Annotated in this window: 18 protein-coding genes; 4 read left to right on the forward strand and 14 right to left on the reverse strand. The window is 58.4% G+C overall.

What is annotated here, in order from left to right; translation table 11 throughout:
- The first annotated feature begins 104 nt into the window (after window positions 1-104).
- On the forward strand, window positions 105-800 hold the full coding sequence (locus ACTYOL_RS15785) for a type 1 glutamine amidotransferase domain-containing protein (RefSeq protein ID WP_200603891.1): 696 nt from the start codon (window positions 105-107) through the stop codon (window positions 798-800).
- A 208-nt stretch (window positions 801-1,008) separates the two neighbouring features.
- Window positions 1,009-2,172 (forward strand): AAA family ATPase, encoded by a 1,164-nt coding sequence (locus ACTYOL_RS15790; RefSeq protein ID WP_200603892.1) that lies wholly within the window; start codon window positions 1,009-1,011, stop codon window positions 2,170-2,172.
- A 12-nt stretch (window positions 2,173-2,184) separates the two neighbouring features.
- Here the strand turns inward: ACTYOL_RS15790 and ACTYOL_RS15795 are convergent, their stop codons facing one another.
- The 3 genes from ACTYOL_RS15795 to ACTYOL_RS15805 all read right to left on the reverse strand — a co-directional run bounded on the left by ACTYOL_RS15795 (window position 2,185) and on the right by ACTYOL_RS15805 (window position 5,451).
- Window positions 2,185-2,709, reverse strand: coding sequence for a GNAT family N-acetyltransferase (locus ACTYOL_RS15795; protein WP_197891303.1), 525 nt, complete (start codon window positions 2,707-2,709; stop codon window positions 2,185-2,187).
- Between the two features lie 105 nt (window positions 2,710-2,814).
- The gene (locus ACTYOL_RS15800) at window positions 2,815-3,165 is read right to left on the reverse strand and encodes a hypothetical protein (protein WP_200603893.1); all 351 of its coding nucleotides are present in this window, start codon (window positions 3,163-3,165) and stop codon (window positions 2,815-2,817) included.
- A gap of 1,377 nt (window positions 3,166-4,542) precedes the next feature.
- Entirely contained in the window at window positions 4,543-5,451 is a 909-nt protein-coding gene (locus ACTYOL_RS15805; protein WP_200603894.1) for an NAD synthetase, read from the reverse strand.
- Window positions 5,452-5,628: 177 nt separating this feature from the next.
- On the opposite strand from ACTYOL_RS15805, the gene ACTYOL_RS15810 reads away from it, so the two are divergent.
- Window positions 5,629-6,612 carry an HNH endonuclease gene (locus ACTYOL_RS15810; protein ID WP_444756548.1) on the forward strand — a complete coding sequence of 328 codons (984 nt, stop codon included), beginning with the start codon at window positions 5,629-5,631 and terminating at the stop codon, window positions 6,610-6,612.
- A 367-nt stretch (window positions 6,613-6,979) separates the two neighbouring features.
- Here the strand turns inward: ACTYOL_RS15810 and ACTYOL_RS15815 are convergent, their stop codons facing one another.
- The gene (locus ACTYOL_RS15815) at window positions 6,980-7,219 is read right to left on the reverse strand and encodes a hypothetical protein (RefSeq protein WP_444756549.1); all 240 of its coding nucleotides are present in this window, start codon (window positions 7,217-7,219) and stop codon (window positions 6,980-6,982) included.
- Window positions 7,188-7,481, reverse strand: a complete 294-nt coding sequence (locus ACTYOL_RS15820) for a hypothetical protein (protein ID WP_411382793.1) — start codon at window positions 7,479-7,481, stop codon at window positions 7,188-7,190. Before ACTYOL_RS15820 ends, ACTYOL_RS15815 begins: the two co-directional genes overlap by 32 nt.
- A gap of 107 nt (window positions 7,482-7,588) precedes the next feature.
- Here ACTYOL_RS15820 and ACTYOL_RS15825 point away from each other — a divergent pair, with 107 nt between their 5' ends.
- Entirely contained in the window at window positions 7,589-8,251 is a 663-nt protein-coding gene (locus ACTYOL_RS15825) for an SOS response-associated peptidase (protein WP_444756550.1), read from the forward strand.
- On the opposite strand, the gene ACTYOL_RS15830 is transcribed toward ACTYOL_RS15825, so the two are convergent.
- The 9 genes from ACTYOL_RS15830 to ACTYOL_RS15870 all read right to left on the reverse strand — a co-directional run bounded on the left by ACTYOL_RS15830 (window position 8,245) and on the right by ACTYOL_RS15870 (window position 16,007).
- The gene (locus tag ACTYOL_RS15830; protein WP_125929569.1) at window positions 8,245-8,451 is read right to left on the reverse strand and encodes a hypothetical protein; all 207 of its coding nucleotides are present in this window, start codon (window positions 8,449-8,451) and stop codon (window positions 8,245-8,247) included. The two genes, ACTYOL_RS15825 and ACTYOL_RS15830, sit on opposite strands and share 7 nt — an antisense overlap.
- Before the next feature lie 17 nt (window positions 8,452-8,468).
- On the reverse strand, window positions 8,469-8,678 hold the full coding sequence (locus tag ACTYOL_RS15835; protein ID WP_125929568.1) for a hypothetical protein: 210 nt from the start codon (window positions 8,676-8,678) through the stop codon (window positions 8,469-8,471).
- Between the two features lie 517 nt (window positions 8,679-9,195).
- A complete protein-coding gene (locus tag ACTYOL_RS15840) occupies window positions 9,196-9,480 on the reverse strand; it encodes a hypothetical protein (RefSeq protein WP_444756551.1) in 285 nt (94 codons plus the stop codon).
- Window positions 9,477-9,839, reverse strand: a complete 363-nt coding sequence (locus ACTYOL_RS15845; protein WP_125929566.1) for a hypothetical protein — start codon at window positions 9,837-9,839, stop codon at window positions 9,477-9,479. The genes ACTYOL_RS15840 and ACTYOL_RS15845 overlap by 4 nt, the downstream gene beginning before the upstream one ends.
- Window positions 9,836-10,462, reverse strand: coding sequence for a glycoside hydrolase family 19 protein (locus tag ACTYOL_RS15850; protein WP_444756552.1), 627 nt, complete (start codon window positions 10,460-10,462; stop codon window positions 9,836-9,838). Before ACTYOL_RS15850 ends, ACTYOL_RS15845 begins: the two co-directional genes overlap by 4 nt.
- Window positions 10,463-10,520: 58 nt before the next feature.
- A complete protein-coding gene (locus ACTYOL_RS15855) occupies window positions 10,521-11,429 on the reverse strand; it encodes a phage tail fiber protein (RefSeq protein WP_444756553.1) in 909 nt (302 codons plus the stop codon).
- Between the two features lie 11 nt (window positions 11,430-11,440).
- Window positions 11,441-12,511: a hypothetical protein gene (locus ACTYOL_RS15860; RefSeq protein ID WP_444756554.1), complete on the reverse strand. Its 1,071-nt coding sequence runs from the start codon at window positions 12,509-12,511 to the stop codon at window positions 11,441-11,443.
- Window positions 12,511-15,612 (reverse strand): phage tail tip fiber protein, encoded by a 3,102-nt coding sequence (locus tag ACTYOL_RS15865; protein ID WP_444756555.1) that lies wholly within the window; start codon window positions 15,610-15,612, stop codon window positions 12,511-12,513. The genes ACTYOL_RS15860 and ACTYOL_RS15865 overlap by 1 nt, the downstream gene beginning before the upstream one ends.
- On the reverse strand, window positions 15,609-16,007 hold the full coding sequence (locus ACTYOL_RS15870) for a DUF6950 family protein (RefSeq protein ID WP_151924362.1): 399 nt from the start codon (window positions 16,005-16,007) through the stop codon (window positions 15,609-15,611). The genes ACTYOL_RS15865 and ACTYOL_RS15870 overlap by 4 nt, the downstream gene beginning before the upstream one ends.

Genomic DNA, 16,007 nt, shown 5'->3' on the forward strand with positions numbered 1-16,007 from the left:
ACGTTGTGAAAATCATCCAATGGAACATCTGTCGGTCTTGGGCCTCCCACACTAACGCAGGGCGAAAGGCGCGCTGCCCATGAAGATCCGGAGGCTTGTCCTGTATGAAAAAGATCCTGATGGTGCTGACATCCCACGACCAGCTCGGTGACACCGGCAAGAAAACCGGCTTCTGGCTGGAAGAGTTTGCCGCCCCTTACTACGTGTTCAGCGACGCCGGCGCCCAGATCACCCTCGCCTCCCCCAAAGGCGGCCAGCCACCGCTGGACCCGAAGAGCGACGAACCCGACGCCCAGACCGACGCCACGCGCCGCTTCCAGCAAGACACCAAGGCACAGACGGCCCTGGCCGACACGATTCCGTTGGGAGAGATCGACCCTTACAACTTCGACGCCGTGTTCTATCCAGGTGGTCATGGGCCGTTGTGGGACCTGGCCGAGGACAAGGATTCGATCACCCTGCTCGAATCCCTGTACGCCTCGAACAAACCCATTGGTGCGGTTTGCCATGCACCGGGGGTGTTCAAGCACGTAAAGGCAGCCGATGGCCAGCCGGTTGTGAAAGGCAAGCGCGTCACCGGTTTCACAAACAGTGAGGAAGAGGCTGTCAGGTTGACCGATGTGGTGCCGTTTCTGGTGGAGGACATGCTCAAGGTCAACGGCGGTGAGTACTCCAAGGCAGCCGATTGGGCGAGCTACGTGGTCGAGGATGGCAACCTGATTACCGGCCAGAATCCGGCGTCGTCCGAGGCGGCGGCGCACGCGTTGCTCAAACGTCTGGCGCACGAACCAGGCGCTTGAGACGAATGGCACAGGCGTTGCCCGCTCCCTCAGATGCACGATGTCTGTAGGAGCGGGCTCGTCCCGCGATCACCGGCAAAGCCGGTGCCATCCCCATCACCGATACAGACGGACTCACATCACCAACCAACCCCGAGCACCCGGCGGCTGGCAACCCCACCCAGCATCGTTGACAATCGCCCCACATGCCCAAGCCAGGACGCCCCGCGTGCTCACCACCCTCGCCATCGGCAACTACCGCTCGATCAAGCACCTCGTCATGCCGCTAGGCCAGCTCAACCTGGTGACCGGCGCAAACGGCAGCGGCAAATCCAACCTGTACAAAGCCCTGCGCCTACTGGCTGAAACCGCCCAAGGCGGCGTGATCGAAGCCCTCGCCCGCGAAGGCGGCCTGGACTCGACCTGGTGGGCCGGCCCGGAAACCAGCGCCCGCATGAAGCGCGGTGAAGTGCCCATCCAAGGCCAGCACCCGACCGACGTCAGACGCCTGCGCCTGGGCTTCGCCACCGAAGACTTCGGCTTCGCCATCTCCCTCGGCCTGCCCATCCCGTTGCCCTACCCGAGCGCATTCATGCTCGACCCCGAGATCAAGTGCGAAGCGATCTGGGGCGCCGGCGCCTACCGCCCCTCCTCCCTGCTGGTCGAGCGCAAGAACGCCCTGGTACGTGCCCGCGAAGGCACCAGCTGGTCCGTACTCGACCAGCATGCCGACAGCAGCGAAAGCTTCTTCAACATCGTCGGCCGCCCCCGCCAGGCCCCGGAGATCGGCGAGCTGCGCGCGTTCATCAACAGCTGGCGTTTCTACGATCACTTCCGCATCGATCGCGACGCCCCCTGCCGCCAGCCGCAGCTCGGCACCCGCTCGCCCGTACTGCACCACGACGGCCGCAACCTCGCCTCGGCACTGCAGACCATCATCGAAATTGGCGACGTCGAAGATCTGGTTGCCGCGCTGGATGACGCATTTCCCGGCAGCCGCCTGGAGATCGATGCACCACCCGGCGGGCTGTTCAGCGTAAGGCTTTATCAGCACGGGCTGCTGCGGCCCCTGGGCGGGACGGAGCTTTCGGACGGCACCTTGCGTTATCTGTTGCTGATGGCCGCCCTGCTGACGCCCCGACCACCGTCACTGATGGTGCTTAACGAACCGGAAACCAGCCTGCATGCCGACCTGCTGCCAGCGCTGGCGCGCTTGATCATCCGCGCGTCGCAGCGTAGCCAGGTGTGGGTGGTGTCGCACAGCAGGCCGCTGATCGACGCGCTGACGGCGTGTGAAGGGTGCAATGTGCTGGAGCTTGAGAAGGATCAGGGACAGACGCAGTTGCGCGGGGTCGGGTTGCTGGATGAGCCGTTGTGGCGGTGGGTGGACTGAGCCTTCGAGGCATCACCGTTCGCCCGCTCTCCAGACCATCGCACACCTGCTTCCCACGGGAAATCCGTGTTCATACTCTTCATTCAACAGTGTTGACAGCCTTTCATCGACGTATTGGTCGGATTCAATCTGAAAACCGAGACGAGAGTAGAATGGAGCATTCCACGGTACGTGTTTGAAGGTTGTGAGAGTCAGCGCATGCAGCCCACTGATCTCAACATAAGCCTGCGCCGCTTGAACGAGTTGTCGCCCTATGCCCTGCCCTTGCAGCGTGTGTCGAACGGAAAGTTCATAGATATGAAGGTCTCTACCGTAGATATCGGCACTGAGAAATCCTTGCGGGCGATTTTCAGCATCGATGGCCACCCAGCACGTCGAGCGCTCGATGAGCTCAAGATGCCGTTCAACGGGCATAGGAGGAGAATCAGCGAGCCAGCTTAACCCTTCAAGTGCACGAAAGGCTTGCGCGGCAGAACGCTCGATTGAGAGTAAGAGGCTCGCATCCTCAGGCACAGCAACGCGGACAGTCGTAAACATAGCTACCCGAAATCTGGATCGCTGGATGAAAGCCTGGAGCCCCCTAGTATCAGCAAGGCTTTGACCATTTGTTGCGCCGCTTCGGAAGTGGCGCTGCCACTGGCGTTAGCATTCGATGCCAACGATCCATTGGGTCTTGGCCGCATTGCTGCGGTCCAGATCAGGGCGCCGCACGGCAGGCTGGGTACAGCCGCGCGGTACGATGTACGGCTGGGCGACCGCAGCCGCTTCGGCGAGCTCCATCGGCTTGCCATCGTCACGTTCGACGGTGATGAAAAACGGCTGGTAGAACGGAATGATGTAGGCATCGAGGGTATAGCGCGCACCATTGGCCTCAAGGTTGGCGTGGTACTCATCGAAACGGGTCAGGCGACTGGTGTCGAGCTTGTCCTGCACCGCGCAACCGACCATGAAAAGCCCGAGCAAGGCACCGGTGCACAGTGACATCGTGTTCATTACAACTCCTTTTGAGGTTAATCCGGATGGGCGCGCCGGGACATTAAAGGCGTGCGTGGTGGTCGTCAAGCGAGCGGCACTACTTGAGCGGCGGCATGATGCGGATCACGGTCACCGCGCTAAAAAAGGACTAAGAGAAGATGAAGCGCAAACCCAAGCGCGTTTGCTTGCGCTTACCGGCGTACTCGAAATGGGAAAAGCTCATCTTACTCACGGGCAAGGCTTGTTGAGCTAGCTGAACAGAGGGCTATTTGAGCACAGGTCAGACCGGCCGATGCTGAGACTCAACCGGAGAATCCTTAACGAAAGGCGTCCGTCCTTCGAGTCACTGCCGTTCGTGCTTTCGCATGCGTTGCGATGAAGCTTTGCGTTTAATCTTGTGGCCTAACGAAGTGATCCGGTACTGAATCCGCCGACGCCGTAGTACTGCCAATTTCAGACAAAAAACCCTGTAGTGCCGAGTACTCATAAGCCAGAGAGCCCCTAGGGCCGGAAGCATGAACGCATGCTCGAACATCGCACCACCGTCTCGAACTCTAGTAACACATCCTATTGCGAAAAATAGCAATAACGCAGTGGCTAAGTAGCGAGCGGCGGCTGGACGCCCAAATGCCAATGCGAAAGTCGCAATACTCAGCAGGATTGATATAGCGATCATCCAGAAATACAGGGTCAGCACACTGATGGCCAACAACGCAGAAATCAGTTGGTATAACTGAACTACAGCCACACCTCCTGCCACTTGCGTAAAGCCGAAGACCACCACGAAGCAGGGTAAATAACGTCGTGCATAGGTAGTTCGCCATCGAAGGAAGATCATTCTTTCTCTACCTGCACAAGGCTGAAAGAGTTTGCCTGAATAGTCGAATCTAACGAAACACCACCACCTTTCAAGTTACCGTCGCTCGCTATTTCGTCTGCGCCGTAACTCTCGCTTCGCCGATATCGAATGCACACGAGTCTCGTGTGCACGATGAATTCGAAAAACCACCATTTTCCGACAAAACCCTTGAAACCGATAAGTATTAACTAGGTAAAGGGACATAAGAACAGGAAAGGAGGCAATCAGATCCGGAAGCCTATGCTGACTGGTCATCAAGGTTATACCAGCGATAGCCAAACAAATTATTAGGCCACCGACCAAATAACGAAGCGCAGAAATGCGTCCATAAGAGAGGCCCACAATGAGGCCTCCCAAAAGTCCTGAAGCCACCATAATCGCAGCCACGACAGCCCCGATATTTAATGTAGCCACACGAGATATCAGCACCTCGAGCTGGACTACTGCCGTCGCATATGCCATCTCCGCAAAGACAGCCGCACACAAAAAGCAGGGCAAGTACCGTCGTGGATAAGTCAATCGCCATTGTGGAAACATTAGTCCTCTCCCACCTGGATTACACTGACCGCGAGCGCCCGAACCGACCCGCTCCCTGCTATGCCCAAAACACCGCCCAACGTTTCAAGCAACATGGCTTTAGTGGCTTGATTGAGCTCACGAGGTGTATACCGCTTTCGAACTTGCCCGTTCCTTTGTTTAAGCTTTAGCTGCTTGGCTGATAACGATGGATGCCGAAGCTTAAGAATCTCTATAGTCAATGAGCGTCGCTGCTGCCTGCTAAGCGGGCTAAGCAACCGATACCATGACGCCCCCGTAGCGGCTTTTCTGACCAAAATGGTCTTGATCGTGTTAAATGACGAGCCCACAACGGATAGCAACGACACAACATCCAGCAACTGCCCGAGCAGCGTAAACCAAAGTTGATCATCAAGGGTGTCATTCTTCGACGGTTCCGTTACCTCCCAATAGGTCCGAGCCACACCGAAACCACACTGACCTGTGCTAGCCATGACCCCAGCGGCTCCAATGGACGCGAGAAACATTGACGTTCCGCCAGAGAAGGGGGTCAGAGAACCACCCAAGATGAAAACAAACCCACTGATGATTACAGTTGAACACGCTACCCCCATGTTCAGAGCTTCGGTCAACACTTCCGATGGCCGCCCGCTCTCGTAAGTTTGTTCGACGTAGGCTTCGGCGGTGATGAGAGCACTCTGTTCTTGAAGCACGACCTTTAAAGGAGACGTCCTACAGAGTGGAAGGAACTCACGTAGAGTTAGTCTATTGTAGTCAATGTCGATATATACTACAGCAGCGCCCACAATCACCGGATCACGATCAATTGCGGCGTATAATTTCTGAAGATCGACAAGACTCTCAATGCGCTGCCGTAAAAAGTAGCTCGAAGGCTTGGCGCCTAGCTGACTGAGATCTGGGGAGCTCATGGGACATCCTGTTCCGATTGCGCAAACGCGCTGATGCGTGAAGCTCGCAACGTACGGAGTCAGTGCCCGTGAGTATGTCGGACGCTTCCGAAAATTCAGTTCAGCCGTCCTGGCTCACCCTGATATTTGCCACACAAAGAAAAAGCCGCTTCCTTCAAGGAAAACTCACTCGAGTGGATGAACTGGCAAAACGGCCCAACTCACCGTTATGCCATCAACGTGAACGGCACACTGTATCCAGTAAAGAAAATCATCTCTCTTGCGACTGGCGTTGCCGTGAACGACCTTCGAGGCGGTCATCCACTTAACAGGGTTCTACAGAAGCTACGCTTGCCAATTATCGAATCGTTGCCAGAGGGACGCACACCTGCGTTGCAGTTCAAGATAGGTGCTGTTTACGACCGCCCCACCGAGATTAACGGACCATTCGGCGGCAGCCTGCAAAACGGAATATCAGTATCAGCCTCCCACGCTACGATTTTTATATTCTCTGGCGAAAGTGGTAAGCAGTTCGGCTACGACGATGGCTGGAATGGCGGCGTATATTTTTATACCGGCCAGGGACAACGTGACGATATGGTACTCAAAGGCGGCAATCAAGCTATTGCTGAGCACGCACTGGATGGCCGTACTTTGCATCTCTTTGAGTCCCTCGGAAAAAGTAAAGGCTACAGATATGAGGGTAAATTTTCCTGTGCTGACATAATTGAAAAAACTTTACCTGACGTCACTGGCAAAGATCGTAAAGCACTAGTTTTTCGGTTGATGCCAGTCGGTCCTGCCCGAAGCGAGAATAATGAAGAGAGTATTGTTAATTTTGCAGACTCACTATCAACGGCACGACTAGCCGCACTAGCAGCATGCAAGCCCGCAATTGAGGACCCGAAAAAATCTGCACCGCGCACGCTCTTCCAGCGCAGCCATAAGGTCGCGCACTATGTAATGATGCGCGCAAGAGGTAAATGCGAGAGCTGTGGAGAACGAGCACCCTTCGTGAAAAAAGATGGCACGCCCTACTTGGAGCCGCATCATGTAAATAGACTCTCAGACAGCGGGCTAGACCATCCATGCTACGTTGGTGCTGTATGCCCTACGTGCCACCGAGAAATTCACTACAGGATGGACGGGGCAATACGAAACGATCTACTGAAAAATATTTGAGAGAGATAGAACCCCTATAGGCCTTCATACCTCCTCTCTTCGGGTATAAATTTTTGCATAGATGCCCAGCGTCTTCGACGCTATAACGAAAAAGCCCAGTCATCTCTGACTGGGCTTTTTCGTTTCAATATAATGGTCGGGACGGAGTGATTCGAACACTCGACCCCTTGCACCCCATGCAGCGGACCAAACAGATACAACCTATTGATATTTAAAGGTTTTTAATCGAATTCACTAGGTGAAATTATCGCGTTTCCAAGCCTTTCGCAAACGAAATGGCGCGGCTTACAGCATGGGTTTTGCGCAACCCGCCATCCCTTCTCCGGCGTCCTGCCGACACCGTCAGCCGTCCTGGCTGGCGTCACTCTCACTCCGCTTCACGCCCAGCATGAGCCCATAGCCTGGCCGCCTCGGCGAGCTCCAGCATCTCGGCCAGCGCCCCAGCATCAACGTCCTGTCTGCGGTGAGCGGAAACGGCCATTTCCGCCATCACTGCAGAGCGCCCGTCTGGATCGGTGATCATCGCCATCTGGTCATTGAGCTCATCCATCCAGGGCTGCGGGATGCCCGCCGCGCTACTGCGCACGACACCACCAAGACTGTGCATAGAGGACGCCGTCCACCTCCTCCACGCCGGTGATGTTCATGCCGCCTTGAGCCATCCCGGTCACGCGCGCGTCGTGTAGCGACGGGATAACGTCGGGCCCTGGGGTTGGGTTGAACACCCAGGCGCCCAGGCACTGCCGACCGAGCACGGTACTGTGTCCGTACTCGATGTGAACATCAGCGCGAATCGGCTGGATCTTCGTCAGTTGTCCATTGGGGATCGCAACGCCGCGCACTCGGCGGCGAACAAGGAGGAAGTACATACGACACCAATACTGTATATCGATACAGTATTTGAGCATTGCATGCGCCGCCAGCACCAGTACCGCCTGGCGGACTATGCTTTGTGCTCGAGCAGGAGGGACGGGAAATGTGTGGACGGCTGACCCAATACCGGGGCATTCACGACTTCGTCGAAGTGCTCAGCATGCCGGATGTCTGGAGAAACAACGTCGGGGAGCATGCGCTGCAGCGGTACAACGTTGCGCCTACTACGCCCGTTGCTGTGCTGCGCATGGATGAGGACGGTCTGCGTGCGGACCTGGTGAGGTGGGGATGGCGGCCGCACTGGGCGACAGATCGCGCCGCGCCGATCAACGCGCGCGTCGAGAAGGTCGCTCACGGCCCGTTCTTTCGGGCCATCTGGCCGCATCGGGCGATTACGCCTATCGACGGCTGGTACGAGTGGGTTGATGAAGGTGGGCCGAAGAAGCAGCCGTATTACATCCGGCGGCGGGACGGTCAGCCGGCGCTATGCGCAAGCATCGGACAGTTCACCGGCAACGAGCACGATGGCTTCGTCATCATCACAGCAGACGCCCAGGGCGGGCTTGTGGACGTGCACGACCGCCGGCCAGTTGTGCTTGAGCCGGAGCTGGCGAGAGAGTGGATTGCAGCAGGGATGCCAAGCGATCACGCAGAACAGATGGTGCTGAATCTGGGGGAACCAGCCGAGGCATTCGAGTGGTACAAAGTCAGCACAGCCGTAGGGAACGTGCGGAACCAGGGGCCTGAGCTGATAGCGCCTCAGTGACGATTCAGCGGCGCTCGCCCCATGGCATCTGAGTGGTACTGATGGGCCGCCTTGATCTGCGATTCCAAGATCAGCCGCAAGCGCTCCACTTCCTGCGCAGGCAATCCAGCCTCTTGAGCCTCAAGATGGCGCTTCATAGCCTCCTCGACATCCTTGTAGACCTGATGGTCTGGCATCACAACTTCGCGCTTGTCCTTCATGCTCGCCTCCCTGGCGATCAGTGAATGATATGAGGTGCCTTGCCGGTAGCGATGAGCTGATTCTCGGTCACCTGACGGTAGAGACGATCGGCCAATACTCGGCGCCGCTCGACCTCCTCGAAGGGCTCTCCATCAGCCACGGCCTGCTGTAGACGTCGATTGGCGTCGAGCGCCTGTCGAAGCAACTCTTCACCTGCAGCGACCATTCCTTCAAGCGTTCGCTTCACTGACCTACCCCGATGGCTTTGTCAGGCCATTATAGGACGCTTCACTGACCAGGATCGCTCTTCGGGATCGTACCTTGCAAAACCCGAGAGGCTCTCGCAGTAGTCACACTGAACTCCAAACGCAAAGCGGGGTCCTATGGGCCTATTTAGGATGGATAGCACTCGCCCAGTTAGCCATGAAAATCAAGCTCTCGTTGCCCTACTCCATAATCGTTAGCGCAGTACTCATTTCAGTCACTGTCATATGCTGCGCAGTATGGCTACGCGCCAGCATCGAACAGAGTCTTAGTACGCCGCAGCGCCTCTATACTGACAAATATTCTCAGGAAGAGGACAGCACTTTGACGTTTGAGAAATGGCACCTAACCTATCCGCCATCCAAAGTCATCAGCGACTCAAACGAATCATTCGACATTCCTACGCTTGGTGGCGAGCAAGCGCCCTGACTCCTCAAGGCGCAATCGGGGATGATCCATCGTCATGTAGTAATGCTTCAGTCTGAGCCTTTGAAAAGAATTTATCGGCAGGCCTCCACTGCCGCCACGAGCAATCCTTCGTACCCGATTCGCTGTAAGCGCTCAGCCAGTAAGGCTCGCACCTTGGTCTCAAGGTCGTCTGTCTGCCTCAGGCTAGCCGTAGCCCAGGCAGGAGTGGCGACTTCAGGCGCGCGGCATGGTACCTGCACCGGCACCTCGACGCGCACGTACTGGACCCGGGGCTCTCCCCTCCCCGTGCAGGCGGCCAGCAGCGCGATGCCTGCGAGCACCCCAACCCCTCGCAGGATTCGACCTGCAGTTCTCATAACCCCAGCTCCTTGTCGATGATCGATGTGGCAGCGACGCACTGGTCGCCGCCGGTGCGCAGCTGCTGCAGCCGGTTCGCTGCGGTGAATTTTTCCTGGGCGCCAGTCTGCGCACCGGACACTGCCTGCTCCGCCCTGGCCTTGCGCTCGTCCGCTGCATGGGTCAGGTCGCCCAGGGCCTTGCCCTGCTCCTGAGCCAGGCCGGCGAGGTTGTCTCTTGCTGCGGTGCACTGGGTGACTTGGTCCTGCTGACGGTCGAGCAGCGGCCGGAAGTGGCTGGTGGTGGCCCATGTGCCGAAGGCCATGCCGAGCAGTATCAGCAGGCCAGCGCCGGCGAGACGAAGCAGCCAGGCGTTCATGCCAGCACCTTGACCGCGAGGTCATACAGCGCTTTCCGCTCAGTAGCGCCGTGCGGCACTCGTCCGGGCTGGCCAGTGTTGATGATGCTGCCGATATCCTGAATGCGTCCGGCGTCCGCCAGCTCATTCAGGCCGTGCTGTGACCACCACCAGGCGGCAGACTGAGCGGCGTGCTCGGGCTGCTCGAGCAGTTCAGGTTGTTCGAGCAGGGGCAGGCCCAGTGCCTGGCCAGCGGCTCGGTAGTTGTCGCGACCGGTCAGCTGGATCAGGCCGCGCCCACGGTACCGCCAGCCGTCGCCCGATGACTCAGGGCCATTCCCGATCCGCCCACCGTAGACCCGGTTCGCAATCTTCTCCGGCTGCCTTGCGTAGGCGCCAGCGGTTTGCAGAGTGAACCGACTTGGCCAGGTGCGCACCAGGGCCTCGGCGCTGTAGTTGAGGGTCTCCACCAGGTTGCGCAGCTGGCCGGACTCGTGCCCGATCTGAGCGAGGAAGGCAGCGATGCGCAGGCGGCTATCGATCTTCCACCGCAGCATCGCTCGGTTCAGTGCAGGCACAAAAATGCCCGCAACTGGGCGGGCATTGGGGAGGATCTGCAGCAGCTGCTGCTCAGTGATCGGCATTCGGGTTCTCCAGGCAAAAAAATACCGCCAGCGGCGGTCTTCCTCCGGATGTGTAGATTTAGGCGACTGGTGTTTCTGGCGGCTCAGCGGGCAGGATCGCCGGCATCTGGAGTCGCACATCAATCCAGCTGTTGAGGGGCACATCGAGCGGGGCGCCTTTGCCCAGATGCATCTCGCCTTCCTCATCAAGTGTCCAGCGCTGCTTGAACAGGCGTACGGTCACGACGCCCTGCTCGTCCTGTTCGCTCTCTGTGATGCCGAGCGTGCGGCCGCCGTCAGGTGAACATGGGTCCTGTATCCGCCAACCTTCGACTGCCAGGCCGAGCGCGCCAGCGATCCGATAAACACCCGCATCGACTCGTGTAACGGTCACACCGCTGGCCTCGCCGTTTGCTGCCCCCCACGGTCCGGCCGACTGGAATTCCTGCTCGAGGAGGTCACGGCGCACGCTCTTCTCGACATCAGCGATGCGCACAACTGGCGATGCCGCCGACAGGGCGCCACCGGAGCCGATCGTCGTGTTGCCGGTGTGATAAATCTTGCACCATGGCCCAGGGGCACCCTCGGCGCTGAAGTGACGGTAGCCAAGGTATGGATTCGAGAGCGACGCGGGCAGCGACATTGAAAGCTGCTGAATGTAGTTGCCACCCATCGAAGAAACGATGAGCGAGCCCTGACTGCCGTTCGGAGCACCCGCTGCGGAGGCGCTGTACTTGTAGAAACCTGACGTGAATGCACTGTTCGGCGCTATGCTTTGGCCGCCACTGGTGCTACCCAAGCCGAACGCACCTACTTCCATCACATTTCCGACGCTCGTGCCGACAAAGCGTGTTGAGGCCGATCCGAGCGTTGCAAGGAAGGCATAAAGGTCTGTGAAGTTGAAGTTCACCTTCGTGAAAGCGCTGCGTGGCGTGTCGCCGCCCGCTCCAGTCGGGGTGGTGCCCAGGTTGATTAACTGCTGTGCCATGTTTACTCCAGTTATAAGTTCCGCATCGGCCTTGCTGCGAACAGCGTTCTTCCGTTTGCGCTAATACCTGTTGCCGGGCTGTTGGCATAATTCTGAGCATACATCTTGATTATGCCGCGATTGCCCGGTAGAAAACCGCCCCAATTAATAATTATTGGATTCTGCGTTTGCTGAATATTTGTATGGGAAAACAGAGCATTGGCTAAAACATAATCACTAAAGCTGCTAGTCCATGGCATACGTGAAGATGAATGATAGGTAGCACCAGCCTCAATTGGCTCACCGTCATTATAAAACGAGTTATTTGAAGGCTGGCTATTCAGGAGTGCAAGATTGTCAGTTGACGCAAAAACCCGATTACCTGATGCGTCTCGCAACAGCACGCCGTATAAACCAGCAGAGCTTGTTCGAGTCTGATAGCTGGCGAGAAACCATTTCATCTTCATATAGTCGGAGACTTGGAGACCATGGTATTGATAATAAATACCAGCATGGCTTATCCCCCAGCCCGTCCAGTTCCCCGGTTGTCCTGTCACATAGAACCCGGACACCATCATATAGTCCTCGGCATTCAGAAAAACCAAGGGTCTTTCAAACGTCGTAACCGGCTCCGGGAACGCGTAATAAAACCCTGGAGAAATCTGCGCCTGCATTCCCGGACGCCAATAGACCCCAAACTCAAATGAACCGCTGTACCTAACACCTAGCACTCTATTAGCAGAGTCTACCTGATTCAGGATTCCGTTATTCCTTGAACGGAACCCGTACTCACCTACCGCGCTGAACGGTTCTGTGCCATTAGATAAAATCATCACCTGCCATTGTCGAGACCCCGCCCCTCGCAAGTGCAATTGCCCATCTGTCCAGAAGGCCTGCGGGCTCCAGTTGCCCCCTGCTGCCCACAGTAGGGAATCCACAACAACGAAGGAATTGGCCTTGATATCTGGCACTGAGAAATACTGGTTGTAGTTACCATCGCCAGTGACAGTAAGCATTTTCAACGAGCGTATCGGCATAACGCTCGTATCCAGAGTGACCCGATTGGACTCATCGCGAGTCCTGAGCCCGTAGATATCTGCCATCAGGTTAGTTTCCCCAGCGCCGCACGCTCGATGTAGTTGAGGTCGTAGACATAGATGCCACCGTTGTTGATCAGCAACGAGCCATTACCATCTGCTCCCCGGAACGAGAACGTACCGTTCACCATGTTCAGCTCGATCAATGGACGACCGAAGGCATCAACTGCTTGAGACCGCAGCGTCATGCCCAGGATGATTTCCCGAATAAAAGCCGTATTGATCAACGCCTGGTTCAGGAACAACTGCCCATTTTGGAAGACAAACAGATTGCTCTCGGGTCCGTTGATGCCATTGATGATCGCGACTCGATCAGCCGATAGCAGGATTTCACCGACCTGGCCATCGCTACCCTGCACAATGCCTGTGGCAACTTGCTTGCCGTTGACGTTTGTCTCGGTCTTCCAAGACGACATCGCCGAGACTTTGCCGCCGAGACCGACCACCGCTTGGTCTACACGCTGCACTGAAGCGTTCGTTTCCCCTTGCTGCGCTTGCACAACGTCGAGCCTGCGCGCAGTTGCAACGCCATCCTCAATTCGGGCGGATTGCTCCGACCACACGCCCACAAGGGTTTGCTCAGAACCTGCAAAGCCATCAGTCGTGCCCGCCAACGCCGGGTTTACCTGGACGTACACACCGTCCAGCCTCTCTGCGGTAGCGTTGAGCTTGCCGTCGATCGTCTCGACCTCGCTCTTCATTGAGCTGAGGCCGTTTGCCGTAGCGCTGAGCCCTGTGACAGGATCATCAAGCTCACTGCGTACCGCAGCCAGGCGCTCGGCATTCACCGTGATGCGCCCATCTTGTTCCTCGATCGACGCCGTGTTGCGCTCCACCTGTGCTGCGAGACCGTTTGCTGCTTCGACAACCTGGCCAATGTCGAGCCAGTAGGTCGGATTCGGCGGCGCGTTCTCCCCACCTGGAGCCGCAGGAACGGCCTGGATGGCCTGATACAGGCGCTGCCCTCGGCGCACGCTGTCGCCGTCTGCATAGGCCTTGTTCGGGTCGTAGGCCAGCGCGTCCACGAGGTCATCAATCTCATCGCGCAGCTCGCCGATGCGTTCATTCACCGAGCCCGGACCGTTCCCGTCGATCAGGTCGATACGCTCCGCGAGCTCGGGATATAAATGACCCTCTCTGATCTGACCATCGAGAGCATCGAGCATGTTGCTCACGTCGTTCGAGGTTGAAGCCGGCACCTTCAAGTAGCCGCTAATCCCGTATGCGTTGCGGGCCCGGATGAAGTAGAAGTAGTTGGCGAAGAACGCCAGGCCAGTATGCGTCAGGCTCAAGCCCTGCCCGAGATACTCTGCCTGCCCTACCGGGGCGGATCCGTCGCGGGTGTAGAAGTACTCGTATGTCCCGCCATTGAGCTTGTGCTGAACGTTGGTTGGCGTGAGAGTTATGGTGTCCAACGAGGCCTGCACGATGCAGCCTTCTGGCACAGGCGGGCCATCGATGTTGACCGTGATGCTCGCCTCGCCCGACCGTGCCTGCGGCCCGAGCGCAGCAACGCTCATCGTGTAGTTGCCCGAGGCAAGGCCGGCCAGCGGCACCTGAAGCGTGGTCTCCGGCACTTGCTGGGCCTGCACGGCCACACCGGCCTGGCGCACGGTCACTGCATAGCCCGTCACGATGCCGACCGGCGCCGACCAGTTCAGCACGCCCTGAGTTACCTCGGCGGTATCGTCCACGGTCCAGACCAACCCGGTAGGACTGCCCAGGCCGTTAGACGGCAGGCTGATGAAGCCGATCGGGTTGTAGGGCTTGCCCACGGCATCGTCGAAGATCGCCGGATCGTAGACCTGCAGGGATGCTGTGCAGCCCTCGCTCGTACCCATGGACCAGCCGGTGACGATGAATTCGCCCAGGATGTTCAGCGATGGCAGGTTCGCGCGCACCGCGCGGCCCGGACGGCAGTTGTAGCCGAGCAGGTTGAGCGGCACGTTTATCACCCCGCCAGCACGGCGCCGGCGTAGCTCAATGTTGGCCAGGCGCTGGGCCTGGTACGGGTTGGTGACGTAGGAAAAGGTCAGCGTCTCCGCCGCCTCGCCACCATCCGCGACCACCCACTCTGCCACGCTGACTTCGGGGTAGTCCGTCTCCGTCCAGGACTGGGTCGTGTCGGTGAAAGTGCCACGGATCGTGTTGATGGCCGCGTCGTTCGTCGGCTCAGTGCTGCCGGTGATGGTGCCGATCACCATGTCCTCGGTGATCTCGAAGTCCCAGGGACCGTAGTAGGCGCCAGCCTGGAACATCCAGCGGCCGCCCACGCGGATGACCTTGCCACCGCACGCCGCCTCGAGCTTCTGCAGAACGTTGGTGCGCTGCTCGTCGGCGCCGATGACGCAGCTGCTGCGGTAGCGCGGGCTGGTAGTGCCGTCAGGGTTGGCCACCGACTCATCGCACACGTTCGCGCCGCTGGCGAAGGTCTCGAACACGATCTCATCGTCCGGCACGCCGCAACGGGTGCGCAGGAACCACAGGATGTGCAGCGCGGTATTCTCGCTGTATCCGGCCATGCCGGTGCGGGGGTCGTAGAGATCATTGCGCCCGCGCACGACGAACCGCGCATCAGGAATGCCCGAGGGAAACTTCTCGGCGTTGTACCGAAGGGACAGGCGCACGAACGACAGGCCCCGGCCGATCTGCTCGTCCTTCCAGTCCGGGCAGTTGGCCTTGAGGAACGCATTCACTTGGGTTGGGTTCACCACCAGTTCATAGGTGGCGTCGGCTCCGTAGGTGTTGATGACCTCCTCGCCCAGGTAGATCTCCTCCAATGCGTCGACGGCGCCCTCACAGAGCACGTACACCAGGTGCAGCCACTCCCCATCACGCTGGGCACCGGCCTCCTCTTGCGCCCACACCAGAACCCCGCCGGTACTGACTTTTCCCAGGATGAAGCGCGCCGGGGCCTTGGACGAGCGAACGGTCTGTGCTGAAGGTTCGTTATCGCGCAGCGGCGACTTGGTGTTCAGCTTCTCCTGCTGCTCCGAGGCGTAGAACGCCAGGCCCGCGCCGATCGCGGCACCGATCGGGCCGCCCTGAGCGAAGCCGATGACCGCACCTACGGCGATCTGTGCAATCTTCCTGACCCCGCCGCTCATTCAACTCTCCACACTGCTGTCGGTTCGCACACCACCCGCGCGGCGCCTTCTTCGGTCGCTGCCCAGAACTCACCCGCCCAGAACACGGCGATGGCCTTGCCTTGCGGGCCGTCGTACATGGCGATGTCGCCACGCTGGATGAACGCCGGCGCCACCCGGGTGAAGCAGGCATCCCAGGCCGCCTCGAGGCTGCCGTGGTTCTTCTTCAGCGCCCTCTTCGCCCCCGCCTCGGTCTTGTACTTGCCCCGGTACGCTTCCGCCGGATCAACCCCGCACACCGCTACCGAGCAGTCAGCTGCGAACAAGCAGCAGTCGAATTCGCCCCATGAAAAAGGCCGCTCAGAGGCGGCCTTGATCACTTCGGTCAGACGTATCGTCCAGTCTCGATTGCGCAT

The organism is Pseudomonas sp. A014, from assembly GCF_052378495.1.
Classification (GTDB): domain Bacteria; phylum Pseudomonadota; class Gammaproteobacteria; order Pseudomonadales; family Pseudomonadaceae; genus Aquipseudomonas; species Aquipseudomonas machongensis.